This is a genomic window from Nonomuraea sp. NPDC049624 (genome assembly GCF_040675255.1).
GTDB lineage: Bacteria > Actinomycetota > Actinomycetes > Streptosporangiales > Streptosporangiaceae > Nonomuraea.
In genome coordinates this window covers 187494-214112 of the sequence record NZ_JBFAOR010000008.1, presented here as the reverse complement: position 1 = coordinate 214112, position 26619 = coordinate 187494, and the positions used below count along the sequence as shown (strand labels likewise).

General features: G+C 71.9%; 22 protein-coding genes. 8 read left to right on the top strand and 14 right to left on the bottom strand.

The window, feature by feature from the left end; genetic code table 11:
* Positions 1-40 precede the first annotated feature (40 nt).
* Positions 41-1402, top strand: a complete 1362-nt coding sequence (locus tag AB0J76_RS31990) for an MFS transporter (RefSeq protein ID WP_352318991.1) — start codon at positions 41-43, stop codon at positions 1400-1402.
* Here the strand turns inward: AB0J76_RS31990 and AB0J76_RS31985 are convergent.
* Genes AB0J76_RS31985 through AB0J76_RS31975 form a run of 3 tightly spaced genes read right to left on the bottom strand, consistent with a single transcriptional unit; the run spans position 1362 to position 5103 of the window.
* Complete coding sequence (locus AB0J76_RS31985) at positions 1362-3917, bottom strand: FtsX-like permease family protein (RefSeq protein WP_352318989.1); 2556 nt, start codon at positions 3915-3917, stop codon at positions 1362-1364. The two genes, AB0J76_RS31990 and AB0J76_RS31985, sit on opposite strands and share 41 nt — an antisense overlap.
* Entirely contained in the window at positions 3914-4594 is a 681-nt protein-coding gene (locus tag AB0J76_RS31980) for an ABC transporter ATP-binding protein (protein WP_352318987.1), read from the bottom strand. The genes AB0J76_RS31985 and AB0J76_RS31980 overlap by 4 nt, the downstream gene beginning before the upstream one ends.
* Positions 4591-5103 (bottom strand): helix-turn-helix transcriptional regulator, encoded by a 513-nt coding sequence (locus AB0J76_RS31975; protein ID WP_352318985.1) that lies wholly within the window; start codon positions 5101-5103, stop codon positions 4591-4593. The genes AB0J76_RS31980 and AB0J76_RS31975 overlap by 4 nt, the downstream gene beginning before the upstream one ends.
* Before the next feature lie 88 nt (positions 5104-5191).
* Here AB0J76_RS31975 and AB0J76_RS31970 point away from each other — a divergent pair, with 88 nt between their 5' ends.
* Entirely contained in the window at positions 5192-5743 is a 552-nt protein-coding gene (locus AB0J76_RS31970) for a DUF1707 and FHA domain-containing protein (RefSeq protein WP_352318983.1), read from the top strand.
* Between the two features lie 116 nt (positions 5744-5859).
* Complete coding sequence (gene dacB, locus AB0J76_RS31965; protein WP_352318982.1) at positions 5860-7404, top strand: D-alanyl-D-alanine carboxypeptidase/D-alanyl-D-alanine-endopeptidase; 1545 nt, start codon at positions 5860-5862, stop codon at positions 7402-7404.
* A 492-nt stretch (positions 7405-7896) separates the two neighbouring features.
* On the opposite strand, the gene AB0J76_RS31960 is transcribed toward dacB, so the two are convergent.
* Together AB0J76_RS31960 and map are read right to left on the bottom strand one after the other, a co-directional pair.
* Positions 7897-8166: a hypothetical protein gene (locus tag AB0J76_RS31960; RefSeq protein ID WP_352318980.1), complete on the bottom strand. Its 270-nt coding sequence runs from the start codon at positions 8164-8166 to the stop codon at positions 7897-7899.
* Between the two features lie 213 nt (positions 8167-8379).
* The gene (map, locus tag AB0J76_RS31955) at positions 8380-9147 is read right to left on the bottom strand and encodes a type I methionyl aminopeptidase (RefSeq protein WP_352318978.1); all 768 of its coding nucleotides are present in this window, start codon (positions 9145-9147) and stop codon (positions 8380-8382) included.
* A gap of 125 nt (positions 9148-9272) precedes the next feature.
* Between map and AB0J76_RS31950 the strand changes: the two genes are divergently transcribed.
* Entirely contained in the window at positions 9273-9965 is a 693-nt protein-coding gene (locus AB0J76_RS31950; protein ID WP_352318976.1) for a YoaK family protein, read from the top strand.
* A 101-nt stretch (positions 9966-10066) separates the two neighbouring features.
* Here the strand turns inward: AB0J76_RS31950 and AB0J76_RS31945 are convergent, their stop codons facing one another.
* The 6 genes from AB0J76_RS31945 to AB0J76_RS31920 all read right to left on the bottom strand — a co-directional run bounded on the left by AB0J76_RS31945 (position 10067) and on the right by AB0J76_RS31920 (position 17934).
* Positions 10067-10690 carry a class I SAM-dependent methyltransferase gene (locus AB0J76_RS31945; RefSeq protein ID WP_352318974.1) on the bottom strand — a complete coding sequence of 208 codons (624 nt, stop codon included), beginning with the start codon at positions 10688-10690 and terminating at the stop codon, positions 10067-10069.
* A gap of 103 nt (positions 10691-10793) precedes the next feature.
* Complete coding sequence (ilvC, locus tag AB0J76_RS31940) at positions 10794-11777, bottom strand: ketol-acid reductoisomerase (RefSeq protein WP_352319077.1); 984 nt, start codon at positions 11775-11777, stop codon at positions 10794-10796.
* A gap of 23 nt (positions 11778-11800) precedes the next feature.
* Positions 11801-12325: an acetolactate synthase small subunit gene (ilvN, locus tag AB0J76_RS31935; RefSeq protein WP_352318972.1), complete on the bottom strand. Its 525-nt coding sequence runs from the start codon at positions 12323-12325 to the stop codon at positions 11801-11803.
* Positions 12318-14057, bottom strand: a complete 1740-nt coding sequence (locus AB0J76_RS31930) for an acetolactate synthase large subunit (protein WP_352318970.1) — start codon at positions 14055-14057, stop codon at positions 12318-12320. The genes ilvN and AB0J76_RS31930 overlap by 8 nt, the downstream gene beginning before the upstream one ends.
* Before the next feature lie 207 nt (positions 14058-14264).
* Positions 14265-16880: a sensor domain-containing phosphodiesterase gene (locus AB0J76_RS31925; RefSeq protein ID WP_352318968.1), complete on the bottom strand. Its 2616-nt coding sequence runs from the start codon at positions 16878-16880 to the stop codon at positions 14265-14267.
* Positions 16881-17115: 235 nt separating this feature from the next.
* A complete protein-coding gene (locus AB0J76_RS31920; RefSeq protein WP_352318966.1) occupies positions 17116-17934 on the bottom strand; it encodes a 2-hydroxyacid dehydrogenase in 819 nt (272 codons plus the stop codon).
* Positions 17935-18050: 116 nt separating this feature from the next.
* Here AB0J76_RS31920 and AB0J76_RS31915 point away from each other — a divergent pair, with 116 nt between their 5' ends.
* Positions 18051-19148 carry a PQQ-dependent sugar dehydrogenase gene (locus tag AB0J76_RS31915; protein ID WP_352318964.1) on the top strand — a complete coding sequence of 366 codons (1098 nt, stop codon included), beginning with the start codon at positions 18051-18053 and terminating at the stop codon, positions 19146-19148.
* Here AB0J76_RS31915 and AB0J76_RS31910 read toward each other — a convergent pair.
* The 3 genes from AB0J76_RS31910 to AB0J76_RS31900 form a co-directional block, all read right to left on the bottom strand.
* On the bottom strand, positions 19145-21031 hold the full coding sequence (locus tag AB0J76_RS31910) for a VanW family protein (RefSeq protein ID WP_352318962.1): 1887 nt from the start codon (positions 21029-21031) through the stop codon (positions 19145-19147). The two genes, AB0J76_RS31915 and AB0J76_RS31910, sit on opposite strands and share 4 nt — an antisense overlap.
* A gap of 200 nt (positions 21032-21231) precedes the next feature.
* A complete protein-coding gene (locus tag AB0J76_RS31905) occupies positions 21232-21894 on the bottom strand; it encodes a response regulator (protein WP_352318960.1) in 663 nt (220 codons plus the stop codon).
* Positions 21891-23456: a sensor histidine kinase gene (locus AB0J76_RS31900; protein WP_352318958.1), complete on the bottom strand. Its 1566-nt coding sequence runs from the start codon at positions 23454-23456 to the stop codon at positions 21891-21893. Before AB0J76_RS31900 ends, AB0J76_RS31905 begins: the two co-directional genes overlap by 4 nt.
* A 145-nt stretch (positions 23457-23601) precedes the next feature.
* On the opposite strand from AB0J76_RS31900, the gene AB0J76_RS31895 reads away from it, so the two are divergent.
* Genes AB0J76_RS31895 through AB0J76_RS31885 form a run of 3 tightly spaced genes read left to right on the top strand, consistent with a single transcriptional unit; the run spans position 23602 to position 26583 of the window.
* Positions 23602-24573: a tripartite tricarboxylate transporter substrate binding protein gene (locus AB0J76_RS31895; protein WP_352318957.1), complete on the top strand. Its 972-nt coding sequence runs from the start codon at positions 23602-23604 to the stop codon at positions 24571-24573.
* Complete coding sequence (locus AB0J76_RS31890) at positions 24573-25058, top strand: tripartite tricarboxylate transporter TctB family protein (RefSeq protein ID WP_352318955.1); 486 nt, start codon at positions 24573-24575, stop codon at positions 25056-25058. Before AB0J76_RS31895 ends, AB0J76_RS31890 begins: the two co-directional genes overlap by 1 nt.
* Position 25059: 1 nt before the next feature.
* The gene (locus AB0J76_RS31885; RefSeq protein WP_352318953.1) at positions 25060-26583 is read left to right on the top strand and encodes a tripartite tricarboxylate transporter permease; all 1524 of its coding nucleotides are present in this window, start codon (positions 25060-25062) and stop codon (positions 26581-26583) included.
* Positions 26584-26619: the final 36 nt, after the last annotated feature.

Genomic DNA, 26619 nt, shown 5'->3' with positions numbered 1-26619 from the left:
GCCCTACCGAACAAGCCCTCGCTCGGCTTGAATGGGCCTCATGATCACATCGCCGGTGAGCGCGCCCACGGTCTCCAGGGGCGTGCGCCTCGGCTACGGCGTGGGCTCCTTCTGCACGGCCACGGTCAGCGCCGTGCCCGGCCTGCTGCTGCTGTACTACATGACCAACTTCCTGGCCGTGCCCGCGTGGCTGGCCGGCGTGGTGGTCACCGCGCCCAAGGTCTGGGACCTGATCATCAACCCGCTGGTCGGCCGCTGGTCGGACCGGACCGTCTCACGGATGGGGCCGCGCCGCCCCTGGCTGCTGGCCGGGTCGCTGACGCTGCCCGTCGCGTTCTTCCTCGTCTTCGCCGGACCGCCGCTGACCGGGATACCGGCCGCCCTGTACGTCGGGCTGTGCTTCATGGCGACGGCGACCGCGTACGCGCTGTACGAGGTGCCGTACAAGGCCATGCCCGGCGAGATGACCGACGACTACCACGAGCGCACCTCGCTGCTGCAGTGGCGGATGGTCTTCATCGGCGCGGCCACCGCGATCAGCGGCGTGCTGGCCCCGATGATCGCCACCGGCCAGGGCGACGAGGGCACGCTCGGCAGCTACCGGCTGATGGGCCTGACGATCGCCCTCATCCTGCTGGCCTCGATGCTCGGCTCGTTCTTCGGCACCGCCCGCGCCCCCATGACCGGCGCGCCGGAGGCCGACCACGGCGGGTGGCGCGAGCAGTTCGCGGCGATCAGGGGCAACCGGGCGTTCCTGTGGCTGACCGTCATGGCCTGCCTGCAGATGCTCGCCGTCAGCATGATGCTGGCCGCGGCGCCGTACTTCGCGTCGTACACGCTGGGGTCGCCGAAGAGCACGCAGACGCTCTTCGCCGCGCTGGTCGGGCCGATGCTGCTGACCATGCCGCTGTGGGTGTGGCTGGCCCGGCGCTTCGACAAGCGCGGCGCGATGATCCTGGCCGCGCTGCTGTTCGGCGGCGGCACGGCGGCGGCCATGGCGACCCCGCTGTTCGGCCCCTTGTACGCCCACCTGACCATCCTGCTCGTCGGCATCGGCATCGCCGGGGTCGAGCTCATGCTGTTCTCGATGCTGGCCGACGTGGTCGCCCAGGACGCCGCCGAGTCGGGCAAGCGGCGGGCCGGCGTGCTGACCGGGCTGTGGACGGCCATCGAGAGCGGGGTCAGCTCGTTCGGGGCGCTGATCTTCGGGGTCATCCTGTCGATCGGCGGGTTCGTCGAGTCCGACGCGAGCACGCCCGTCCGGCAGCCGGACAGCGCCGTGACCGCGGTCCTCATCGGGCAGACCGCGGTCCCGGCGCTGATCATCTTCCTGTCCGTGCTGGTGACGCTGCGGTACCGGCTCAGGCCACCCGGCGGGCCAGCACCAGTCGCGTCCGGGTGAACAGCCCGGCCACCACGGCCGCCACCAGCGGCAGCCCCAGCACGACCGCGGCCAGGAACGACCAGGGGACGTCGATCGTGCCCGGCCCATCCAGCAGCGTGCGCATGCCGCCGGCTCCCATCCTGGTCATCGGCCAGGTCAGCGCGACACCGGCCACCGCGCCGGCGACGAGGCCGGCCGCCGCGCCCAGGCCCGCGATGTAGGCGGCCTGGGCGGCCACCACCAGCCTGCGTACCCGGGGCGCCGCGCCGACCGCCGACAGGTTGTTCAGGTCGGGACGCATGTCCGCCGCCGCCAGCCCGGTGGCCGCGAACGTGCCCCCGAGCACCAGGACCAGCGCCGCGCCGAGCAGCACCAGCAGGGTGACGGCGCGGTCCTCCGCCCTCCCCCGCTCGACGTTCAGGAACAGGTTGCCGTTCACCTCACCCCGCAGGTCGGCCTCCATGCGCCGGTCGTCCTGCGGCAGGGACGCGGTGTAGAGCACCCGCTCCACTGTGCCGAGCCCGGCCTTGGCCAGCGCCTGCGGCGGGATCACGGCGCCTGTCTGCCGGGGGTCGGCGCCGCTGGACACCACGGCCGGGATCCGGATCCGCTTGCGCTCCTTGATGGTGTCGGAGTCCCAGTCGCTCACGGTCAGCTCGATCACGCCGTCGCTCACCACGTCCGCGCTGAACGCCACGGCCTTGCCCGCCGCCAGCGCGGCGGCCGCCTGCGGGTCGCGGCGCTTCTGGAGGAAGGCGAGCAGGTCCGTGCCGCCGATCGGGGGGCGGTCGTAGAACCGCTGCGCGCATGCCGGCTCGCACGTCCGCGGCACGGTCAACCAGAGGGTTCTGCCCTTGGCGTCCGTCGCCTCCTGACCGGCGACGACGTCGGTGCCGGGGAAGCGGGCGCGGACGGCGTCCTTCAGCCTGGCCCACGTCTGGCCGTCCATCCACGTGGCGCCGCCGATCACCGTGGTGCCCAGCGGGAACACCTTGACGCTCTGCTCCTCCTGCTGGGCGTACGCGCTGCTGCTGCCGATGCCGAGTGCGACCGCCCCCATGGTCGCCGCCATGACCGCGGCCGTGGCCGAGGCCGTACGGACGCGGTGGCGCGCGGCGTCGCGCACGGACAGGCGCAGCGGGAGCGGCAGCCGGGCGGCGATCCGCGAGGTGGCCTGGACCAGCCAGGGCATCAACGCCACCATGCCGAACACGAACGGCACGAAGGCCGCGATCATCGTCACCGTGCCCCTGGTCATGGCGTAGCCGATCGCGCCAAGCCCGGCCGCCACCAGCACGATCCCGAGCACCGGACGCCGGGCCCGCCCCCGGACCTGCGCGGCCCGGCCGGCCAGGACCTGCGCGGTGTTCTGCCGGCTCGCCTGCACCGCCGGCACGATCGCCGCGATCAGCCCGCTGACCAGGCCGAGCGCCGCCACGCCGAGCACCGGCAGCCACGGCACGTCGGCCGGCCCGTGCGACCAGTCCAGTTCCCTGGCCGCGATCGACTCGACGAGCAGGCCGGGGCCGATGCCCAGGGCGCCCCCGAGCACGGCCGCCGCGCCGCCGAGCACCAGGCCGTCGGCCAGCACGATCAGGCGCAGGTGCCAGGGCGAGCCGCCCTGCGCCGAGATCACCGCCAGCTCCCTGCGCCGCCGCCGCAGCCCCACGGCGAACGCCGGCCCGGCCAGCAGCACGGTCTCCATGACGACGAGCACGATGATCACGCCGAGCTGGACCAGGTCGCGGGTGTTGGTCGGGTTACCGCGGGAGTCGTCCTTCTGGGCGTCGAGCACCGCTCGGGAGGTGACGCCGAGGCCCGCCTCATTGAGCTGCGACATCTTCGACCGCAGGACCGGACCGGCGGTGTCGACCAGCCAGCCGCTGCTGTTGCCGTCGTTCTGGTGGTTGAGCAGACCCTCGGGCAGGGCGGTCAGCTCCAGGTTGCCGGGCCGGTTGGGGTGCTCGGCGACGCCGACCACCTTCGCGGTCCGGTCCGGCCGCCGCACGGTGAGCGTGTCGCCCACCCGGACGCCCAGGCCGGCCATCTTCGGCGAGATCGTCACCTCGCCGGGCGCGGCGGCGTAGCGGCCCTGCTCCAGGGTGCGCATCCCGGCCGTCATGGGGTCGCGCAGGTCGACCTCCACGACGTCCGCCTGGTTGAAGCCGTCGGGCAGCCGGACGCTGGCCAGGCCCGTCTGGTAGCGCAGCAGGCGGCCGGGGAGCAGCGTGTTGATCTCCGCGGGCGTCCACGGCCGCTGCGCGCCGCCGCTCTTCGGCTGGTACGCGGAGTCGCCGGTGTCGTCCTGCCGGACCGGGGTGCGGTACGCGAAGGTGAGCAGGCGAGCGTCGGCCGCTCCTAACCGCGTGACCGCCCGCTCCTTCGGAGTGACGCTGGTCGTGGCGGCGCCGGTGAGCACCGCCGTGATCACCAGCACGGGCAGGCCGATCATCACCATGATCAGGGCGCTGCGGCCCTTGCAGCGCAGCGCGTCCCTGCGGGAGATCCGCAGGGCGGCGAGGAAGGCGCTCATCGCGAGCTCTCCATCCGCACCGCCGACGCCTCGGCGACCAGGCCGTCCCGCAGGTAGACCACCCGGTCCGCCCAGGCGGCGTAGCGCGGCTCGTGGGTGACCAGCAGCACCGCCGCGCCCTCGTCGCAGCGGTTGCGCAGCAGGTGCAGGATCTCGTCGCCGGTGGCCGTGTCGAGCGCGCCGGTCGGCTCGTCGGCCAGCAGCAGCCGCCGCTCGCCGACCAGCGCCCTGGCGATGGCCACGCGCTGGCGCTGGCCGCCGGACATCTCCTCGGGGAACCGGTCGGCGATCTGGTCGACGCCCACGTCGGCCAGGACGGCCAGCGCCTCCCGGCGGGCCTGGCCGGCGCGGACGCCGTCCAGCTCCCTGGGCAGCATCACGTTCTCGGCGGCCGTCAGGGACGGGATCAGGTTGAGGTCCTGGAAGACGTACCCGACGCTGCCGCGTCGCAGCGCGGCCAGGTCACGGACCCCGGCCAGGTCGCGGCCCTCGATCCGGACCGTGCCCGACGTGGGCCGGTCGAGGCCGCCGGCCAGGTTGAGCAGCGTCGACTTCCCCGAGCCCGACGGGCCCATGACCGCGACGAGCTCCCCTTGTGCCACCTCCAGGCTCACGCCGCGCAGGGCGTGCACCTGGCCGTGCTCGCGGGTCACGTCCCGCAGCTCCATCACAGTCATTGGTTCTTCTCCTTGACAACGGCCTCGCAGTGGTCGAGCCAGCGCTGCTCGGCCTCGGCCTTGAAGATCATCGATTCCAGGACGAGCCGCTGGGCGAGGCCGTCACCGGCGGCCCTCTTGGCCCTGGTCAGGTCCTGGAGCGTGCGCATGGTCGCCATCCGCTGGGCCAGGATGACCGCGCCCACGTCCACGTCGGTGGCGGCGACGGCCATCGCGATCTTGATGGCGAGTTCGTCCCGAGGCCGGTCGGAGTGGTCGACGGGGGTGCTGAACCATCGCTCCAGTTCCTCCCGACCGGCCTCGGTGATCGTGTAGACGGCCCTGCCCTGCTCGTCGGCTCCGCCGGGCGCCACCAGGCCGTCACGCTCCAGGCGGGCGAGCGTCGTGTAGACCTGGCCGATGTTGAGCGGCCAGGTCGCCCCCGTCGACGCCTCGAATTCCACCCGGAGCTGATAGCCGTAACGCGGCGCACTGCTCAGCAGGGCGAGCAGTCCGTGTCTGATCGACATGAATACTGAGTATGCATACTGAGTATGGCCATCGCAACTGATCCGCGTATTCTGGACATGGAACGCCGTTCAGGCCGATACTCGGGACATGAGCTCCACCCAACCGCCGTTCCGCGCCTCCGACGGGGAACGCGACCGCGCGATCGACGAGCTCAAGCACCGGGCCGTGGAGGGCCGGATCTCCCACGACACCTTCGTCGGCCGGGTCGACCAGGCGCTGCGGGCGCGCAACCAGCACGAGCTCGACGAGCTGGTCGCCGACCTGCCGCGCCGGCCCACGATCAGGCAGCGCCTGACGGACGCGGTCTCGTCGGTGTCGGAGCTCACCACCCGGCTGCAGGCGGCCTGGCGGCGGCCGCGGCTGCCCCGACTGGCGCTCCCGGACGACGACCGGCTGCGTTACGTCGTGGGCCGGGGGTCGGCCTGCGACCTCGTCCTGTCGGACCTGACGGTGTCGCGCGTGCACGCCGAGCTGCGGCGGGAGGGCGACGGCGGCTGGATGCTGGTCGATCTCGGCTCGCTCAACGGCACCCGGCTCAACGGGTGGCGGCTGGTGGGGCCCGTCCGGGTCAAGTCGGGCGACGAGATCTCCTTCGGCGACTGCGGCTTCCTCCTCGCCTCGGGCCACCCCTCCTCCTGACCCTGCTCCCCCGCGTCCCGCGCCGAGCCGGCTCCAGAAATACGGATATTTGCGGATTACACGGCGACTGCGCTGATTCATGCTCACATGCGATCCCCCAGTCCCTTGGAGACCACATGCGGCGCACCTCAGCCTCCCTCCTCGCGGGCACGCTCGTCGCGGCACTCGCGTGGGCGTCCGGCCCCTCCACACCGGCGGTCGCCCTCGACCCCTCACCCGGCGTGGCCGACCTGACCCAGGACATCAACCAGATCCTCGGCGACTCCCGGCTCACGATCGCCAGGGCGGGCGTCGTCGTGAAGAGCGCCGCGAACGGCGAGCAGCTCTACGCCACCGACGCCGGCAAGCTGCTGACCCCGGCGTCCAACACCAAGCTGTTCACCTCGGCCGCGGCGGTGGAGACGCTCGGCCTGGACTACCGCTTCCCGACCACCGTGCTGAACGCCGGCCGCAAGGTCGGCTCGGTGCTCTCCGGCGACCTCGTGCTGCGCGGCACCGGCGACCCGACCATGCTCGCCGAGGACTACGACGCGCTGGCGGCCAAGGTCGCGGCGGCCGGCGTCAAGGTCGTCACCGGCAAGCTGATCGCCGACGACACGTGGTTCGACGGCCAGCGGCTCGGCACCGACTGGGCCTGGGACGACGAGACCGCCTACTACGCGGCGCCGATCTCCGCACTGACCGCCTCCCCCGACCGCGACTACGACGCCGGCTCGGTGATCGTCTCGGTCGCGGCCGACGGCGGCCAGGTCAAGGTCTCGACGACCCCGGAAACCGACTACCTGAAGATCGTCAACAAGGCCACCGTGGGCGCCGAGACCGACGTCCTCATCGAGCGGCAGCACGGCACGCGGACGGTCGTGATCACCGGCACGGTCGCCGACCCGTACCAGGAGTGGGTCGCGGTGGACGACCCCACGGCCTACGTGTCCGCGCTGTTCCGCAAGGCGCTGGCCGCGCACGGCGTACGGGTGCTCGGCCCGACGGCGGCGGGCGCGGCCCCCGCCGGGGCGGCCGAGCTGGCCAGGCACGACTCGATGCCGCTGAGCGAGCTGCTGGTGCCGTTCCTGAAGCTGAGCAACAACATGCACGCCGAGATCCTCACCAAGGCCATGGGCCGCAAGGCCGCGAACCAGGGCACCTGGTCGGCCGGGCTGAAGGTCGCCACGGACTTCGCCAAGGCCAACGGCGCCAAGGTGATCAACATGCGGGACGGCTCGGGCCTGTCGCGCCGCGACGGCTTCTCGCCGGACTCGATCGTCCAGCTCCTGACCGCCGTACGGGCCAAGCCGTGGTTCAGTACCTGGTACGAGGCCCTGCCCATCGCCGGCAACGCCGACCGTCTCACCGGCGGCACGCTGCGCAGCCGGATGCGGAACACCCCGGCGGCCGGCAACGTGCACGCCAAGACGGGCTCGCTGACCGGCGTGACCTCGTTGTCCGGCTACGTGACCAGCGCCGAGGGCGAGCCGCTGGTCTTCTCGATCATGCTGAACCAGTACCTGTCCGGCTCGCCGAAGGACATCGAGGACAAGATCGCCGTACGGCTCGCCCAGTTCTCGCGGGCGACGGCGACCGACGTCACCGCCCAGCTCAAGGCCGCCGACCAGGGCACGGCGGGCGACCTGGAGTGCTCGTGGCTGAAGCCGGCCCAGTGCTGACGAACCGGTGCTGACGAACCGGTGGACCACCCCGGCGGCCTCCGGACACGGGACGGACTGACCCTTCGACGGGCGGCGGCCTCCGGGCGTCCGGCGGGCCGCCGCGGTCGACCCGGCTCGACAGGATGGTCATCACGATCTGATCACCTGGAGCTCCAGATATGGTTCGCATTTTCACTACATAGCCGACATGGGCGCGCCAGACTTCGGTTCAACGCCGTGGCGGACCCCTGATCCCGGGAGCGCCGGGCCGTCGCCGGCCCCACCCCCAAGCCGGTCGTCCCACCACATGCCCGGCACGCTCCCCTCCCGGCGGGCCCGCGCCGCACGTCCCCCCGCACACCGGACCGCGGCCGGGCCCGCCCCCCTTCGGCAGCGGACGACCCGCACCTTCGGCTTTTCGCACCGGGACCCGAGAAAGGGCATGACTAAAGGGGCCTGTCCTTGCGGACAGGCCCCTTAGTCGTGCAGTTCAGCCGCTGAGGAATGACTTCAGCTGACGGCGCACTTCGTGTCTTTGCTCTTGATGCCGAGGATCTGGCTCAGGATGTCGCCGGTCTCGAGGACGAGCACGCCGCTGGTGCTGTTGTCGACCTCGCCACGGGCGAAGATGTTCTCGTCACCGCAGACGAAGAGAACCCGGCCCGGGTCCTCGTCGGAGTGAGGGACGAAGGCCATGTGAGGGGTCGCCGCTAGAGCGGAGCCGCCGACCATGACCATCCCGCCGACGAGCCCGGCCAGGATGAGCCCTTGTCTGAACATATCGATTCTCCTTGATACCTATCGACTACTCTCCGTAGCTATCGGGAGGAGATTTGCCCTAGGCCCTCTTTCAACAAACGCCTGCATTTCTGTCTTTACCAGCGAAAATACGCCGCTTGAGCGAAGGGGGACGCAGCCGGTCCTTCTTGACCGATCGGTGTACGCGGCAGAGGAATATCCGGGCCCGCCATGACCCCGCGCTGACGGCGGGCGTCAGGGGAGGGTGAGAACCACCGGGCCGTCAGCGGTGATGGCGACCGTGTGCTCGACGTGCGCACTCCTGCTGCCGTCGGACGAGCACACCGACCAGCCGTCCTCGGCCATGACGTACTCGTCGCCGCCGCCCGCCATCAGGCTCGGCTCGATGGCGATCACCAGTCCGGGGCGAAGTCGCAGGCCGCGCCCGGGACGGGCCTCGTTGGGCACGAACGGCGACTCGTGCATGGCCCGGCCGATGCCGTGGCCGCCGAAGTCGTTCTGCATGCCGTAGCCGGCGCCGCGGCCGACCAGCGACATCGCGTGCCCGATGTCGCCCATCCGGCCGCCCGGCACGGCGGCCGCGATGCCCGCCGCCAGCGTCTCCTCGGCCACCCGGATGAGCTTGAGGTCCTCGGCCCGGCCGGGCCCGACGGTGAAGGTGACCGCGCCGTCGGCGTGCCAGCCGTCGACGTGCGCGCCGAAGTCCACGCTCAGCACGTCGCCCTCGCGCAGCCGGTACGGCGTGGGCAACCCGTGCAGCATGACCCCGTTCACGGACGTGCACACCACCCCCGGGTACGGCATGGCCCCGAACGACGGGTGGTAGCCGAGGAACGACGACCGCGCCCCCGCCTCGTGCATGACCTCGCGGGCCACCTCGTCGAGCTGCAGCAGCGACACCCCGGCGGCGGCCCGCTCCTTGACGGCGGCGTGCACGGCGGCCACGACGCGGCCCGCCTCCCGCATGGCGTCGATCTCCCCGGCGGTCTTGAGCGTGATCACAGTGGCCTCCCAGCCCTCGGCGCGATAACTATACCGGTATTATTATCACGCTTCACCGTGAGCTCGCAGCCGCCCGGCCGCCCGGTTGACTAATCACCCAGAGTAATCGTTATAGTGCTCAGAGTATGCGTTTCGGACGGTTCTCCATGCTCGCTCTGGCGCTTGCGGCAGGGGCCGTCGACGCGCTGAGCTTCCTCGCGCTCGGACAGGTGTTCACCGCGAACATGACCGGCAACATCGTCCTGCTCGGCCTGGCGCTCGGCACCGGCGACACCTCGCACGTCATCCGCTCGGGAATCGCCCTGACCACGTTCTGCCTGGGCCTGACGATCGGCTTCGCCCTGCTGAACGACCCAGCCGGCCGCGCTCCCCCGCCGACGGGGGCGCCGGACCGGGTGCCCGTGCGTCCGCTGGCGGTGTTGCTCGCGGAGCTGGCGCTGCTGGTGGTGGTGGCGGCCGGATGGACGGCCCGCGCACTGCCGCATGCGGCGCTGATCGCCGCCTCGGGAACGGCGATGGGCCTGCAGAGCGCCGTCACGCGCTGGGCGGGCGGTCCCGGCCTGTCCACGACGTACGTCACGGGCACGCTGACCAGCCTGGCGGGCCGGGCGGTCGGCCCGCGCTCGGGGGTGCTGCGCCCGCTGGCCGTGGTGCTGTGCGTGGTCTCGGGCGCCGTCGTCGCTGCCTCGGCGCTGCGCGTGCACGCCGCCGTCACCCCGTTCATCGCCCCGGCAACGGTCGCGGCGGCCACCGCCGCCTGGGCCCTCACCGCGACCCACCGCGCAGCACCGCGCCCGCGCGGCCGGTCGGCCCCGTGACGGAGAGGCAGGCGCCGTACGGCAGCCAAGCGCCGCAACCCGCAGCCGGCCCGCCCTGCGACAGACCTCGGAAGCCGCGAGGCAGCGCGCCCTGCGACAGGTCAGCCGGGAAGCCCCGGGGTGGTGGGTTTGCGGTAGGTCAGGAGGTAGCGCCAGAAGAGCAGCCTGCGCAGGGAGAAGCCGGGCAGCAGGGACGCCGCTTCCCGCCGTACCTCCGCGAAGGACATGTCCGGCGGCCGCACCGGCGCGCGCACGGACCCGGCCCGCGGCCCGCCGACGCGCTCCCCCGCCGCCACCACCACCCGGGCCGCCGCGTTCACCGGTACGGCGGCCAGGCTCCACGCGAAGTCGACGGCCGTGCGCTCCGCGTAGCACCCGAGGACGGCCAGCACCCCGCCGGGCGCCAGCGCGTCCCGGAAGGCGGCCACGGTCCCGAACGGCATGTGGTGCAGGCTCGCCAGGCAGGAGATGTAGTCGTAGCGCCCCGCGGGCAGCTCCATGCGCGTGACGTCGGCGCACAGGAACCGCACCCCGCTCACCGGCGCCGACGAGGCGGCCTCGATCACCTCGGGCGCCGGGTCGACCGCGTCGACCTCGATCCCGAGGCCCGCCAGCCGCCGCGCGAACCGCCCGGTGCCGCAGCCGACGTCGAGCGCCGTCCGGGCCCCCTTGGGCACGAGCCGCGCCATCGCCGGGTGGTAGTGGTCGTTGTGATCGAAAGGCATCCCGGCATCATGCCATCGGCTCGCCGGCGAACCCTAGAAAAACGGGCGAAAAGCGTCGCCCGCCCGCTGAGCGTGCAGCGGGCGGGCGACGTACGGCGAAGGGTCAGCCCTTCAGCCAGCTCATCATCGGGCGCAGCTTCGCGCCCGTCTTCTCGATCGGGTTCTCGGCCAGCTCCTCGCGGTGACGCGTGAACTCCTTCTGGCCGCCGTCGAACTCCTCGACGAGCTGCCGGGCGAAGGTGCCGTCCTGGATCTCGCCGAGGATGCGGCGCATCTCCTGACGGGTCTCGTCGGTGATGACGCGCGGGCCGCGGGTGTAGCCGCCGTACTCGGCGGTGTCGGAGACCGACCAGTACATCTTGGAGATGCCGCCCTCGTACATGAGGTCGACGATGAGCTTCATCTCGTGGAGGCACTCGAAGTAGGCGACCTCGGGCTGGTAGCCGGCCTCGATGAGGGTCTCGAAGCCCGCCTTGATCAGCTCGGAGACGCCGCCGCACAGCACGGCCTGCTCGCCGAACAGGTCGGTCTCGGTCTCCTCGGTGAAGGTGGTGCGCAGCGCGCCGGCGCGGGTGCCGCCGATGCCCTTGGCGTACGACAGCGCCAGGTCGAGGGCCTTGCCGGAGGCGTCCTTCTCGACCGCGACCAGACACGGGACGCCGCGGCCGGCCTCGAACTGGCGGCGGACCAGGTGGCCCGGGCCCTTCGGGGCGACCATGCAGACGTCGACGCCCTCGGGCGCCTCGATGAGGCCGTAGCGGATGTTGAGGCCGTGGCCGAAGAACAGCGCGTCGCCCTCGACGAGGTTGGGGGCGACGTGCTCGGCGTACAGGTGGCGCTGGATGTGGTCCGGCGCGAGGATCATGGTGAGGTTGGCCTCCTCCACCGCCTCGGCCGGGGTGACGACCCGCAGCCCGTCGTTCTCCGCCTTCTCGCGGCTCTTGGAGCCCTCGGGAAGGCCGACGCGCACGTCGACGCCGGAGTCACGCAGGGAGAGCGCGTGGGCGTGGCCCTGGCTGCCGTACCCCAGCACGGCCACGTGACGCCCCTGGATGATCGACAGGTCGGCCTGGTCGTCGTAGTAGATCTCGGTCACTTGAATAAAACCTTTCAGGCGGTACGGTCCAGTGCCCTGAGGGACCGGTCTGTGATGGAACGGGCGCCGCGGCCGATGGCCACCATGCCCGACTGGACGAGTTCTTTGATCCCGAACGGCTCGAGGACCTTGACGAAGGCCTCGAGCTTGTCGGGAGTGCCGGTGACCTCTATGGTCACCGCGTCGGCCGCGACGTCCACGCAGCGGGCACGGAAGAGGTTGACGAGTTCGAGGACGTGCGACCGGTTCTCGGCGTCCGCCTTGACCTTGATCAGCATGAGTTCGCGCTGGACCGACTGTGACGGATCCAGTTCGACGATCTTCAGGACGTTGACCAGCTTGTTGAGCTGCTTGGTGACCTGCTCAAGGGGCAGCTCCTCCACGCTCACCACGATCGTGATGCGCGAGATGTCGTCGTGCTCGGTGGGCCCGACGGCGAGCGAGTCGATGTTGAACCCCCGCCTGCTGAACAGCGCCGAAACCCGAGCGAGAACACCTGGCTTGTTCTCGACGAGCACAGACAGAGTGTGTCTACTCATCCTCGTTCTCCCACTTCGGCGCCATGTCACGGGCGATCTTGATGTCGTCGTTGCTGGTGCCGGCCGCGACCATGGGCCAGACCATGGCGTCCTGGTGGACGACGAAGTCGATCACGACCGGCACGTCGTTGATCTCCATGGCCTTCCTGATGGTCGCGTCGACGTCCTCGGCGCGCTCGCACCTCAGGCCCACACAACCATAGGCCTCCGCCAGCTTGACGAAGTCGGGGATGCGACGCGCGGTCTGCAGGTCGGTGTTGGAGTACCGCTCCTCGTAGAAGAGCGTCTGCCACTGGCGGACCATGCCGAGGTTGCCGTTGTTGATGACGGCGATCTTGACCGGCACGCCCTCCAGGGCGCAGGTGGCCAGCTCCTGGTTGGTCATCTGGAAGCAGCCGTCGCCGTCGATGGCCCACACCGTGGCCTCCGGCCGGCCCATCTTCGCGCCCATGGCGGCCGGGACGGCGAAGCCCATCGTGCCGAGGCCGCCGGAGTTGATGAACGTCCCGGGGTTCTCGTAGTCGATGAACTGCGCGGCCCACATCTGGTGCTGGCCGACCCCGGACACGTAGTAGGCGTCGGGCCCGGCGATGGCGCTCAGCCGCTCCATCACGTACTGGGGGGCCAGCGTGCCGTCCTCGAAGGTCTCGTAGCCCAGCGGGTAGGTTTCCTTGTAGCCGTTCAGGACGGTCCACCAGTCGGTGTAGTCGCCCTTCTGGCCGGAGGCCTGGATCGCGCCGACCAGGTCGCTGATGACCTCCTTGCAGTCGCCCACGATGGGCACGTCGGCGTGCCGGTTCTTGGAGATCTCGGCCGGGTCGATGTCGGCGTGCACGACCTTGGCGTGCGGCGCGAACGAGGCCAGGTTGCCGGTCACCCGGTCGTCGAAGCGCACGCCCAGCCCGATGATCAGATCGGATCTCTGCAGCGCGCCCACGGCCGAGACGCTACCGTGCATGCCCGGCATGCCCATGTGCTGGGGGTGGCTGTCCGGGAACGTGCCACGGGCCATCAGGGTGGTGACGACCGGGATGCCGGTCAGCTCGGCGAGCTGCAGCAGCTCGGCCGACGCGCCGGCCTTGTGCACGCCGCCGCCGACGTACAGGACGGGCCGCTGGGACTCGGCGATCAGCTTGGCGGCCTCGCGGATCTGCTTGGAGTGCGGCCTGGTGACCGGGCGGTAGCCCGGCAGCTGCATGACAGGCGGCCAGCTGAAGGTGGTCTGGGCCTGCAACGCGTCCTTGGAGATGTCCACCAGCACCGGCCCGGGACGGCCGGTCGAGGCGATGTGGAACGCCTCCATGATCGTGCGCGGGATGTCCGCGGGATCGGTGATCAGGAAGTTGTGCTTCGTGATCGGCATGGTGATGCCGGAGATGTCGGCTTCCTGGAACGCGTCCGTGCCGATCATCGGCGCGGCGACCTGGCCGGTGATCGCCACGATCGGCACCGAGTCCATGAAGGCGTCGGCGATCGGCGTCACCAGGTTGGTGGCCCCGGGACCGCTGGTCGCCATGCAGACCCCGACCTTGCCGGTGGCCTGCGCGTAACCCTCGGCCGCGTGGCCGGCGCCCTGCTCGTGCCGTACAAGCACGTGCCGGACCTTGGTCGAGTCGTAAAGGGGATCGTAGGCGGGCAGAATCGCGCCGCCCGGGATCCCGAACACGGTGTCGACTCCCACGTGCTCCAGCGCCCTCACCAGGGCCTGTGCACCTGTCATCCGTTCGGTCATCGGCTCGTTCCTTGCGTGGCTACTCACTTAAGGACATAAAAAATGCCCCTTCCCACCGGCGGGGGTGGGTCTGGGGCGGCGCGCAGGTCGGAGTGCTTCGCTATCGGCCTGCGCGCCGGCGAAGTACTACGAGAATCTCACTGCGAAGCATGGCTTACACCATAGCCGCTCAGAACGCCCCGATGTCAACTTGGCGGGACGCGAGTCTCAAACGGTGAGACTCGTCCGCATGAGGCTGTCCACGCCGCGGGCCGCCATGGGACGTGCCACCAGGAAACCCTGCCCCCTGGTGCAGCCCATCTCGCGCAGCAGCTCCAGCTGCTCGGGCCGTTCGATGCCCTCGGCCACCACGGTGAGCCCGAGGTCGTGGCCGAGCCGCACGATCGTCCGGGTGAGCAGGGTCAGCGTGTCGTCCCGGCCCAGGCCCGACACGAACGACGGGTCGATCTTGATCATGTCGACCGGGAGCTGCCTGAGGAAGGCCAGCGAGGCGTAGCCGGTGCCGAAGTCGTCGATCGCCAGCCGCACGCCCAGCGCGCGCAGCTCCGACAGCCGCCTGATGGTCTCCTCGGCGTCCTCGACGAGCATCTCCTCGATCACCTCAAGGGTGAGCGCGGAGGCGGGCAGGCCGCTCTCGGCCAGCGCCTGCTCGACGGTCTCGACGAAGCGGGGCGCGGTGATCTGCCGGGCCGACAGGTTGAGCGACAGCCCGATGTCCCAGGACGAGGCCCGCCAGGACGCCACCTCGCGGCACGCCTCGCGCAGGATCCACTCGCTCAGCGGCACGATCAGCCCGGTGTCCTCGGCCGGGCCGAGGAACTGCTCGGGCGGCACGAACACCGAGCCGCGCCACCACCGCACCAGCGCCTCGACCGCGGTCACCCGGGACGTGGCCAGGTCGACCACGGGCTGGTACTCGATGGCGAACTGCTGCTCGATGAGCGCCCGCTGCAGGTCGGCGGCCAGCTCCAGGCGGCGCACCACGTCGGCGTGCATCTGCGCGGCGAACACCTCGACCCGCCGCCCGCCCAGCTCCTTGGAACGCGCCATGGCCACATCGGCGTTGCGCATCAGGTCGCCGGCGGGCAGGCCGTCCTCGGTGAAGGCGACGCCGACGCTCGCGGTCAGCGCCACGTCGCGGTCGGCGACCCGGAACGGCTCCTGGGAGACCGCGCGTACCAGGCGCTCGGCCATGTCCACGGCCATCTGGGCGTCGCCGCCGGTCTCCACGAGCACGGCGAACTCGTCGCCGCCCCACCGGGCCAGCGTGTCGTCGGCGCGTACGGCCCCGCGCAGCCGGCGGGCGGCCTGGCCGAGCAGGTAGTCGCCGCTGGCGTGCCCCACCGAGTCGTTGACCGAGGTGAACCCGTCGAGGTCGAGGAAGATCACCGCGACGTTGCCGGACGTGCGGCCGGACAGCACCTCGCGGGTGCGCTCCTCGAAGTAGGCGCGGTTGGGCAGCCCGGTGACGCCGTCGTGGAAGGTCAGGTGGGCGACCTGGTTGCGCAGGGCCTCCTCGTCGCTGACGTCGCGGGTGGTGACGAGCATGAGGTCGTCGCCGCCGATGTGGCGGGTGGCGACGGACTCGGTGGGCCGCCAGGTGCCGTCGGCGGCGCGCACCCGGCAGGCGATCATGCAGGCGCCCGGCGCGGCGCCCTCCTCGTCGGTGGTCATGGCGCGCATCGCGGCCTGGATGCCCGGGACGTCCTCGGGGTGGATGTAGTCGAAGATCGAGCCGCCGACCAGGTCGTCGGGCGGGTAGCCGTACGTGACCTCGACGCCGGCGCCGATCTCGTGGACGACGCCCTCGTAGTCGCACAGCAGCACCACGTCGCCGGTGCTCTCGGCCAGCTCCCTGAGCTGCCGCTCGCCCAGCGAGACCAGGCCGCGCAGCCGGATGGACGCCGCCGAGAGCACGAACAGGCGGACGAGCAGGAGCAGCACCACGGAGACCGCGACCACCACGACGCCGGTCACCGGCTGCGCGGCCCGGGAGCCGGCCAGGTGGGCGAGCAGCGTGCAGGCGGCCACGGCGACGAGCGCCAGCGGCATCATCGCGACCACGTTGCGCACGACGGGACCGGCGACCGGCCGCGCCCGCGGCCCCCAGGGCACGGCGGCCAGCAGCAGCAGCGCGACGGGCACGAGCATGACGGTCCACATGGGCGGCGGGTCGCCGGCCAGGCGGGCCATGGCGGCCGACAGCCCGCCCACGGTCATGGTGGCCAGCACGCCCACCCCGGCCAGGCCGAGCAGCCAGGAGCCGGCCCGGCTGGTGAGCACCGAGGGGATCACCCCGCAGGTGACGAGCAACGCGATCATCGGCGGCACCATGGCGAAGGTGAACGTGGGCGCGTCGCCCGCGTCCTCGTAATAGTGGCGCAGCGCCACCACCCAGCCGATGAGGAAGAGCGAGGCCGCGCACAGGTACGCGTCCGTGAGATGCCTCAACACGACCTTGGCCGGGAACCTGCGGTCGGCGGCGATCAGCGCGCCGCCCGCGATGATCACGGTGCCGAGCAGGACGAACAGGTCGGCGAAGCTGACGACGAAGCTGGTGGCGACCGCGCGGAGCGCCACGCCGGCGAGCCACACGACGGCGCCGCCGCCCATCCAGCGCGCGGCCATCGCCATCGAGCGGTGTTCGGCCGACCTGACCGAGGCCACCAGCAGCGAGGCGGCGGCGGCCAGGGCCGCCACGCCGCCGGCCACGGCACCGGTCAGCACGGCCGGCCCGCCCGCGAGGAGCGCGGCGGCGAACGCCACCACTCCGGCCGCCCCTGCGGCGGTCAGCGGCGCCCGTGGATCACGCCAGCGGATCACAGTCGTTGCCCATCCTGTCTTGAACCCTGCACCAGTGACCGCCGAAGCCCGGCGCTCACATCGCCAGTGTGTGCGGTCGCGGATGCGCGGGTGGTGACAACGCCGATGTCGTCACCGATCTGATAACCACACAGACCAATTTCCGCCAAGAGTTCCTTGACAGCGAGTCAGGAACTCCCTGCAGACGCCACCGTACGCACGAAAGGTCACGGACCAGCCACGTTCCGGGATCCTCTCAATACGAGTCGGTAATGACGTTGATCAACTCTTCACCTGCGAGGTAGCGCCCGAGCTGCTCGCGGATCAGCCGGAGCGTGCGCCGTACGGAGGCGGGGGTGCTGCCCGCGATGTGCGGCGTGATCAGCACGCCCGGAGCGCTCCAAAGGGGGTGGCCCTGCGGCAGCGGCTCGGGCGCGGTGACGTCGAGCGCGGCGCGTAGCCTACCGGTTTTGAGCTCGGCGATCAGGGCTTCGGTGTCGACCACGCCGCCCCTGGCCGCGTTGACCAGGACGGCGCCGTCCTTCATCCGGGCCAGGAAGGCGGCGTCGACCATGCCCGCGGTGTCGGGCGTGGCGGGCACGAGCAGGACCACGACGTCGGCCGACGGCAGCAGCGCGGGCAGCTCCTCCATGGCGTGCACGCCCTCGCGCGCGCTCCTGGCCACCCGGACGACCTCGACCTCGAAGCCGCTCAGCCGCCGCTCGACCGCCGCGCCGATGGACCCGTGGCCGACGATGAGCACGGTGGAGTCGGCCAGCACGCCGGTGTGGTGGTAGGTCCACTCGCCGCGGCGCTGGGCGTCGGCGAACCCGGGGAACTCCCTGAGCACCGCGATCATCGCGCCGACCGCCCACTCGGCGGTGCCGGCGTCGTGCACGCCGCGGGCGTTGCACAGCACCACCCCCTCGGGCAGGTGCGGCCGGTACGGTTCCACCCCCGCGGTGACGGTCTGCACCAGCCGCAGCGAGCGCATCCGCGCCAGCGTCCCCGGCACGTCGGGCACCACGACCAGCGGCGGGATCCAGACCTCGACGTCCTCGATGCCGTCCGGCATGGCCGAACCATCGTAAACAGCGCATTCGACGCCCGGAATGTCAGACAGGACATCCGCCGCCGCTTCGGACGGAACCCAGATCATCATGCCGAGAACCTTACGACCCGCGGGGAAGTATGGAACACATGAGGAAGCTCTGGACGATCGTGCTCCTGGCCGCGCTCGCCGCCTGCTCGGCCGGCGGCCAGGCGCCGCCGGCCACGAACCCGGCAGCCACGGACCCGACGGCGTCTCCCCCGACGGCCTCGGTCCCGGCGGCCGGGGCGCCCCGCGCTCCCGCGGACGTGGCGACCGGGCTGGCCGTGCCGTGGGCGATCGCGTTCCTGCCCGGCGGGGACGCCCTGGTCACCGAGCGGGACACGGCCAGGCTGCTGCGCGTCACCCCCGCGGGCAAGGTCACCGAGGTCGCCCGGATCGGCGCGGCGCGGCCCGGCGGCGAGGGCGGCCTGCTGGGCGTGGCGGTCAAGGACCGGCAGGTCTTCCTGTACTACACCGCCGAGCAGGACAACCGGATCGTCCGTTACCGGCTCGGCGACGACGGCCTCGGCGACGAGCGGCTCCTCGTCCAGGGCATCCCCAAGGGCGGCATCCACAACGGCGGCCGGCTCGCCTTCGGCCCCGACGGCTACCTGTACGCCACCACCGGCGAGACCGGCGACCGCGGCCTGGCCCAGCGGCGCGACTCGCTCGGCGGCAAGATCCTGCGCCTGACCGTGGACGGCGCCCCCGCCCCCGGCAACCCGTTCGGCACACTCGTCTACAGCTACGGCCACCGCAACGTCCAGGGCCTGGCCTGGGACACCGCGGGCCGCCTGTACGCCTCCGAGTTCGGCGCCAACACCTACGACGAGATCAACCTGGTCCGGCCGGGCGCCAACTACGGCTGGCCGGTGGTGGAGGGCAAGGGCAACGACGCCCGGTTCGTCAACCCCATCGTCACCTGGTCCACCGGTGAGGCGTCGCCGTCCGGCATGGCGTACGCGGACGGCGCGCTGTGGGTGGGCACGCTGCGCGGCCAGCGGCTGTGGCAGGTGCCGCTGGCCCGGGACGGCGCGCCGGGCACGCCCGTGGCCCGCTACGCCGGCCGCTACGGCAGGCTGCGCGCGGTCACCGCGGCGCCCGGCGGCGGCCTGTGGGTGAGCACCAGCAACAAGGACGGCCGGGGCTCACCGCGTCCGGGTGACGACCGCATCCTGGCGGTCGCCACGTCCTAGCCGGCCGTGCCGCAGGTGAGCGCGGTCTGCGGCCGGTACTTGGTGACCAGCTTCTTGTCCTTCTTCACGATCTCGCCGCCCTTGTGGAACACGCGGGTGACGTCGATCGTGAAGCCCTGCTGGCCGGCGGCGGGCACACAGCCCGGCTCGTCGCTGGTCGCCCGGCCGAACGGCTTGAAGTCGCGCCGCTCGGACTCGACCGCCTCGACCTTGTCGTACCGCTTGGTGCTCCACAGGGTGACGCTGACCGTCGTGGCGGTGGTGGCGGTCTTGATCAGCACGCCGTACTCGGAGTCGTTGCGCCACTTGAGGTCGCGGTCTGGGTAGAGCAGCGCCACGTCGCGCCCGGCCGGGTAGGAGGGCGCGTAGTAGTCCATGGGCTCGTGCTCGACCAGGTCGAAGCCGCCGAGGAAGACCGCGTTGTACATGGTGGTGGCGAACTGGGAGACACCGCCGCCGACGATGTCGACCATCCGGCCGCCGACGATCTGGCCGGCCCGGACGTAGCCGTCCTCGACCGTGCGCTCGCCGGTCGCCTCGTTGAGCGAGAGCGTCTCGCCCGGCTTGACCAGCCTGCCGTCCAGCTGCTGGGCCATGCGGCGGATGTTGGTGACGCGCGGCGGGCAGCAGTCGAAGGACGTGGTGAACGTGCCGACGTTCTCCTTGATGCCGAGGCCGCGGATCTGGCTCGTGGTGACCTCGGGGGTGACCACGCCCAGCTTGACCTCCACGGTCCGCGGGCCCGCGGCGGTGAGCAGCTTCTCGACGTCGCGGGCCAGCAGCTTGGCGTTCACGCCCCGGCCCTTGCGGGCGGGCACCAGCACCGGCTTGTCGCCGACGATCTGGTACGTCGCGTCGCGCGGCTGCTGGGTGGCGTCCACGAGGCTGTTCTCCACCGGCGCGAGCGCGGCCTCCGCGTCGAACTGGGGGACGAGCGCGCCGTCGTCGCCCGGCACGTAGGTCAGGTGGGCGGCGATCATGGCCGGGGTGAGCTGGGCCTGCTTGCCGGCCAGGGTCAGCGTGACGGGCGCGGAGACGGCCTTCCTGGCCGCGGCCAGGGCCGACTCGACGCTCTCGGCCGAGGTGACGGGCTTGGCCGGGCGCATGGAGAGCACCACGGCGCCGCCACCGCGCAGGAACGCCTCGCCGATCCGGCGCACGGCGTCGTCGCGGTCGAGGAGCACGCCGTCCTCGGGCATGCGGGCCTTGGGCTCCAGCCCCGAGAAGGTCACCCTGCCCTCGCGGGCCTGCTTGTCCACGCCCTCGGCCAGGCCCTCGACGGTCCTGGTGAGCTGGGAGGAGTCGATAGTGATCTTGGGCGGGACGTCGGTCGTGCCGGTCAGTCCGCGCCAGACCTCGACGGGGCCGGGGAAGCCGCTGGGGGCCTGCCCGATGGTGCCGACCACGTCGAGTTCGAGTCCGGCCTCGTCGGGCTGGACGGTGTCCTTCTTGCCGTTGATGTTCACCGTGACCGGCCGGCTGAGCCTGGGGCCCAGTTCGGTGCGCAACTTGTCGGCCGCCTGGGTGACGGTCAGGCCGCCGATCTCCACGCCGCCCACCCGGGTGCCGCGCAGCACGGCCCCCGACATCATCACGGCCGGCACCACGTACGCCAGCGTGGCCAGGACGAGCACCAGCACCAGCACCCCGGGCAGCAGGCGGCGCCGGCGGACGGGCTCCGGCTCGAAGGCGGGCGACCGGTCGCCGCCGCTCCCGCCGAACACGGGGGCGGGCCCGGCGGGGTCCTTGTCCTTCATGGGCCATGGCTGCGCGGGCGGCGCCTTCGGTGGCAGCGCGCCGCCGGTCTGACCGCCGGGCGCGCTCGGTCCTGGGGCCGGCCGGGGCTCCTGCTGGTCCTGCGGGCCGAAGATGTCACGGGACACGCCCGGAGGTAATCCTTCGATCCGCGGCTTCTTGGAGACACCCGACGTGGGCATCGGCACCGAGGCGAACGGGTCGGTCGGTGATTCGATCGGTCCGGCGTTTCGCACGCCTCAATCTCCTCCCGGTCCGCAGCCAAGTCTCAGGCAACAGTAAGGCACGAGTATCCGACTATGTCACCAGAAACGAATACGGAAGTGTGTCAACCTAGCCACCGGTAGCGATGTTCCGGCCGTCCGGCGGTGCCGTACCTGGGGTGGAGCTCGGCCCGGCCCGAGGCGCACAGGTGCTCCAGGTACCGGCGCGCGCTCACCCTCGACAGGCCCGTGAGCTCGGCCGTCTCGGCCGCCGACAGGTCGCCTCCGGCCTCGCGCAGCGCCTGCGCCACCAGCGCGCAGGTGGCCGGCGACAGGCCCTTGGGCACCGGGACGGGCTGCTTGGGCGCGCCGAACAGCCGGTCGACGTCGTCCTGGCGGGCCTGGGGGCCGATGGCGGTGAGCCGTCTGCGGGTGTCGGCGTACTGGCGCAGGCGTTCGGTGAGCGCGGCGGCGGTGAACGGCTTGATCAGGTAGTTGACCGCGCCGCCGCGCATGGCCTCCCGGACCGTGGCGACGTCGCGGGCCGCGCTGATCATCAGGACGTCCACGTCGTCGATGGCCTTGAGCACCTCCAGGCCCGACATGTCGGGCAGGTAGATGTCGAGCAGGACCAGGTCGGGCCGGAGCTCGGCCACGGCGGCGAGCGCGTCGGCCCCGGTGTGCGCCACGGCGACGACCTCGAAGCCGGGCACGCGCGAGACGTAACCGCCGTGGATGCGGGCGACCATGAAGTCGTCGTCCACCACCAGGACCCGTACGTCGTTCACGCGCGGGCCTCGGCGGGCAGCAGGGCGGTGAAGACGGCGCCGCCGGCGTTGCGCACCCGGACCCAGCCGCCCCGGCGCAGGCACGCCTGCCGGGTCAGCGCCAGGCCCAGGCCGCGCGGCCCCGACAGGGCGGCCTTCGTCGTGAACCCCTCCCTGAAGACCTCCTCCACCAGCTCGGGCGTGATGCCGGGCCCGGAGTCGCCGACGCGGACGTGCAGGCCCTCGGCGTCGGCCACGACCGAGACCTCGATCGTGCCGCCCGCGCCGTCGAGCGCGTCGATCGCGTTGGCGACCAGGTTCCCCACCACCAGGACGGCGTCCTGCGGGTCGCCGAGCGCGCCCTCCGGCACGGCGGAGTCCTCCGCCAGCACCAGCCGCGCCCCGCGCTCGGCCGCCTCGGCCGACTTGGCCAGCAGCAGCGCGGCCAGCGTGGGGTCCTGGACGCGTTCGCGCAGGCCGGTGGCGTACGCGCCGGCCGTGGTGCGGGTGATGAAGCCGATCGCGGCCTCGTGCTCGCCGAGCTCCAGCAGGCCGACGACGGTGTGCATGCGGTTGGCGAACTCGTGGGCCTGGGCGCGCAGGGCCTCGGTCGCGCTGCTGGTGTCGTCCAGCTCGCGGGCCAGGCGGACCAGCTCGGTGCGGTCGCGCAGGGTGACGACCCAGCCGCGGTGCCGGCCGCGTACCGCGACCGGGGTCCTGTTGAGCACCAGCACGCGCTCGCCGTGCAGCACCACGCGGTCCTCGCCCGGGTCGGCGCCGGTCAGCACGTCGCGCATGCGCTCGGAGACCGGCATGCGCGTCACGTCGGTCCCGAGGTCGCCGAGCAGGTCGCGGGCCGCGTCGTTGACCAGCGTGACCCGCCCGGCCAGGTCGAGGGCCAGCACGCCCTCCTTCACGCCGTGCAGCACGCCCTCGCGCTGCTCCAGCAGCGCGGCGATCTCGCGCGGCTCCAGCCCGAACGTCTGCCTGCGCACCCGGGCGGTGATCAGCGCGGCCAGCGCAAGACCGGCCAGCAGCACGGCCAGCGCGGTCCAGATCAGCGGCGGCAGCGCGCCGCCGAGCTGGCCGGTGACCGTGGTCTGCAGCACGCCGACCGACACCAGGCCGATGACGTTGCCGTATTCGTCGCGGATGGGGGTCTTGCCGCGGACCGTGGTGCCGATCGTGCCCGTCTCGGTGCCGACCCAGCTGCGGCCCGTACGCAGGACCGCGGTGCCGTCGGTGGACAGCCGCTTGCCGATCAGAGCGGCGTTGGGATGGGCGTAGCGCTTCTGCTCGGCGTTGGCGATGGCCACGTAGTCGGCTCCGGTCTCGTGCTGGACGCTGAGCGCCAGCGGTTGCAGCACCGACTCCGGGTTCTCCAGCCGGAAGGCGTCGCGGACCTGCGGAAGGGCGGCCACCGACTGGGCGATGGCCAGGGCGCGCTGCTGGTGCAGCGCGTCGAGCTGCTCCCTCGTGTGCCCCGCCCACACGCCTGCCGTGCCGCCGACGGCGAGCAGCACGATCACCATCTGGAGCACGAACAACTGGGTGCCGAGGGGGGCGTCGGTAACCCTGCGCACGCCCACATGGAAACAAAGCCAGGTCACGGCCAGGTCGCGACCAATACGACCACTATGACGGCAACCGCCCAAAGCCTCGACCAGTCGGGGAACGGGCATCACCATCGCAGGCCAACGACTGTGCGAATCCCCCACTGGAGTGATCATGCGCTTGCGCGTATTCGCCGCCGCCCTGGCGGCACTCTCCGTCGCCGCCCTGTCCGGCTGCGCCGAGACCGGCGCCTCCGGCGGCGACGGCTCCCTGCGGATCATGGCCCCCGCGGCGGCCGGCGGCGGCTGGGACCAGACCGCCCGCACCGCCGAGCAGGCGCTCAAGACGGCCGACCCCAAGCGCAAGGTCGAGGTCTACAACGTGCCGGGCGCGGGCGGCACGATCGGCCTGGCCCAGCTCGCCGGCGAGAAGGGCAACGGCAACCTGCTGATGACCATGGGCCTGGTCATGGTGGGCGCGATCGAGCAGAACAAGTCGAAGGTCACCCTGGCCGAGACCACCCCCATCGCCAAGCTGACCGAGGAGTACGAGATCGTCGTGGTCCCGGCCGACTCCCCGTTCAAGACGCTGGCCGACCTGGTCGCCGCGTGGAAGGCCGACCCGGCGAAGGTCTCCGTCGCGGGCGGCTCGGCGGGCGGCACCGACCACATCGTGGCCGGGCTGATGGCCAAGGCCGCGGGCGTGGACCCCAAGCAGGTCAACTACATCGCCCACTCCGGCGGCGGCGAGGCACTCAACGCGCTGCTGGGCAGCAAGGTCAGCGCGGGCATCTCGGGCGTCGGCGAGTTCGCCGAGCACGTGAAGTCCGGCAAGCTGCGGGCGCTGGCCGTCAGCAGCGGCTCGCGCGTCGCCGGCCTCGACGCCCCGACGCTGAAGGAGGGCGGCCTGGACGTCGAGCTGGCCAACTGGCGCGGCTTCGTCGCCCCCGGCGGCCTGGACGACGCCGCCAAGAAGTCCCTCACCGACCTGGTGACCAAGATGCACGACTCCCAGCCGTGGAAGGACGCCGTCGCCAAGAACGGCTGGATCGACTCCTTCCAGACCGGACAGCAGTTCGCCGACTACCTGAAGTCCGAGGAGACCAAGGTCAAGGGCATCATCGCCGAAATGGGGCTCGTGTCCTGATGGCTCGCCGGTGGCGGCCCGAACTCGGGCTGGCGGTCGTGGTGCTCGGGCTGGGCGTGCTCGTGATGGTCGGCACGCTCGACGTCTCGGCCGCGGCCTCCCAGCTCGGCCTCGGGCCGCGCTTCTTCCCCATGCTGGTCGGCGCGGCCATGGTGCTGATCGGCCTGTTCTACGTGATCGACGTGCTGCGCGGCGGCGCCGGCGACCCCGAGGAGAGCGAGGACGTGGACGCGGACGCGCCCACCGACTGGCGCAGCGTCGGCCTGGTCAGCGGCGTCTTCCTGGCCTTCGCCGCGCTGCTCGACGTGCTCGGCTGGGTCATCGGCGCGAGCCTGCTGTTCTTCGGCCTGTCGGTCGTGCTCGGGGCCGAGCACAAGGCGCGGGCCGCCGTGGTGGCCGTGGTCCTCGGCGTGACGACGTACCTGCTGTTCGTCAAGGGCCTCGGCGTCTCGCTGCCGGCCGGCCCGCTCGGCGGGGTGATCTGAGATGGGCTCGATCGACCTCCTCATGGACGGCTTCGCCGCCGCCCTCACCCCCGTCAACCTCCTGTACGCCCTGATCGGCGTCACCCTGGGCACCCTGGTCGGCGTGCTGCCCGGCATCGGGCCCGCGATGACCGTGGCGCTGTTGTTGCCGATCACCTTCACCGTGCCGCCGGCCAGCGCGTTCATCATGTTCGCCGGCATCTACTACGGCGGCATGTACGGCGGCTCGACCACCTCCATCCTGCTCAACACGCCGGGCGAGTCGTCCTCCATGATCACTGCTCTGGAGGGCAACAAGATGGCCAGGCGCGGACGGGCGGCGCAGGCCCTGGCCACGGCGGCCGTCGGGTCGTTCGTGGCGGGCACGATCGCCACCGCGCTGCTGGTGGTGGCCGCGCCCGCCGTGGTGAGCTTCGCGATCTCGTTCGGCCCCGAGGACTACTTCGCGCTGGCGATCCTGGCCTTCACCGCCGTGTCGTCGGTGTTGTCCCGTTCGGTCGTGCGCGGGCTGGCCTCCCTGGGGCTGGGGCTGGTGATCGGGCTGATCGGCATCGACCAGCAGACCGGTCAGGCGCGGCTCACGCTGGGCGTCCCGCAGCTGCTCGACGGCATCGACGTGGTGATCGTCGCGGTCGGCCTGTTCGCGGTGGGCGAGGCCCTGTACGTGGCCTCCCGGCTGCGCCACGCCGCGCCCGAGGTGGTGCCCGTGGGCCGGGCGTGGATGGGCCGCGCCGACTGGCGGCGCTCCTGGTTGCCGTGGCTGCGCGGGACCGCGCTCGGGTTCCCGTTCGGCGCGCTGCCCGGCGGGGGCGCGGAGATCCCCACGTTCCTGTCGTACGCGGCCGAGAAACGCCTGGCCAAGGGCGTGGCCAAGGAGGAGTACGGCAGGGGCGCCATCGAGGGCGTCGCGGGCCCGGAGGCGGCCAACAACGCCTCGGCCGCCGGGACCCTGGTCCCGCTGCTCACGCTGGGCCTGCCCACGTCGGCCACGGCCGCCATCCTGCTGGCCGCCTTCCAGCAGTACGGGCTGCAGCCCGGCCCCCAGCTGTTCGACCACAACCCGGCCCTGGTGTGGGCGATGATCGCCTCGCTGTTCGTCGGCAACACGATGCTGCTGGTGCTGAACCTGCCGCTGGCTCCCCTGTGGGCCCGCGTCCTGCGCATCCCCCGGCCGTACCTGTACGCCGGGATCGTGCTGTTCGCCGCGCTCGGCGTCTACGCCCTCAACGGCACCGTCGTGGACCTGTTCGTCCTGTACGTCCTCGGTCTGCTCGGGTTCTCCATGCGCCGCTTCGGCCTGCCCGTCGCGCCCGCGGTGATCGGCATGATCCTCGGGCCGATGGCCGAGATCCAGCTCCGCCGCGCGCTCGCCATCGGCGCGGGCGACGTCAGCGTGCTGGTTCGCAGCCCGATCGCCGCCGCGCTTCTCGCCCTGGCCCTGCTCGCGCTGCTCACGCCGGTGTTTCGGCGGCTGATGGCACGCCGGGGCGTCGATGCGGTCACACCCGTGTCACGCGAGGACTGACCGGCCCGCCCACCGGGAACGTCGCCCGGTGGTTCT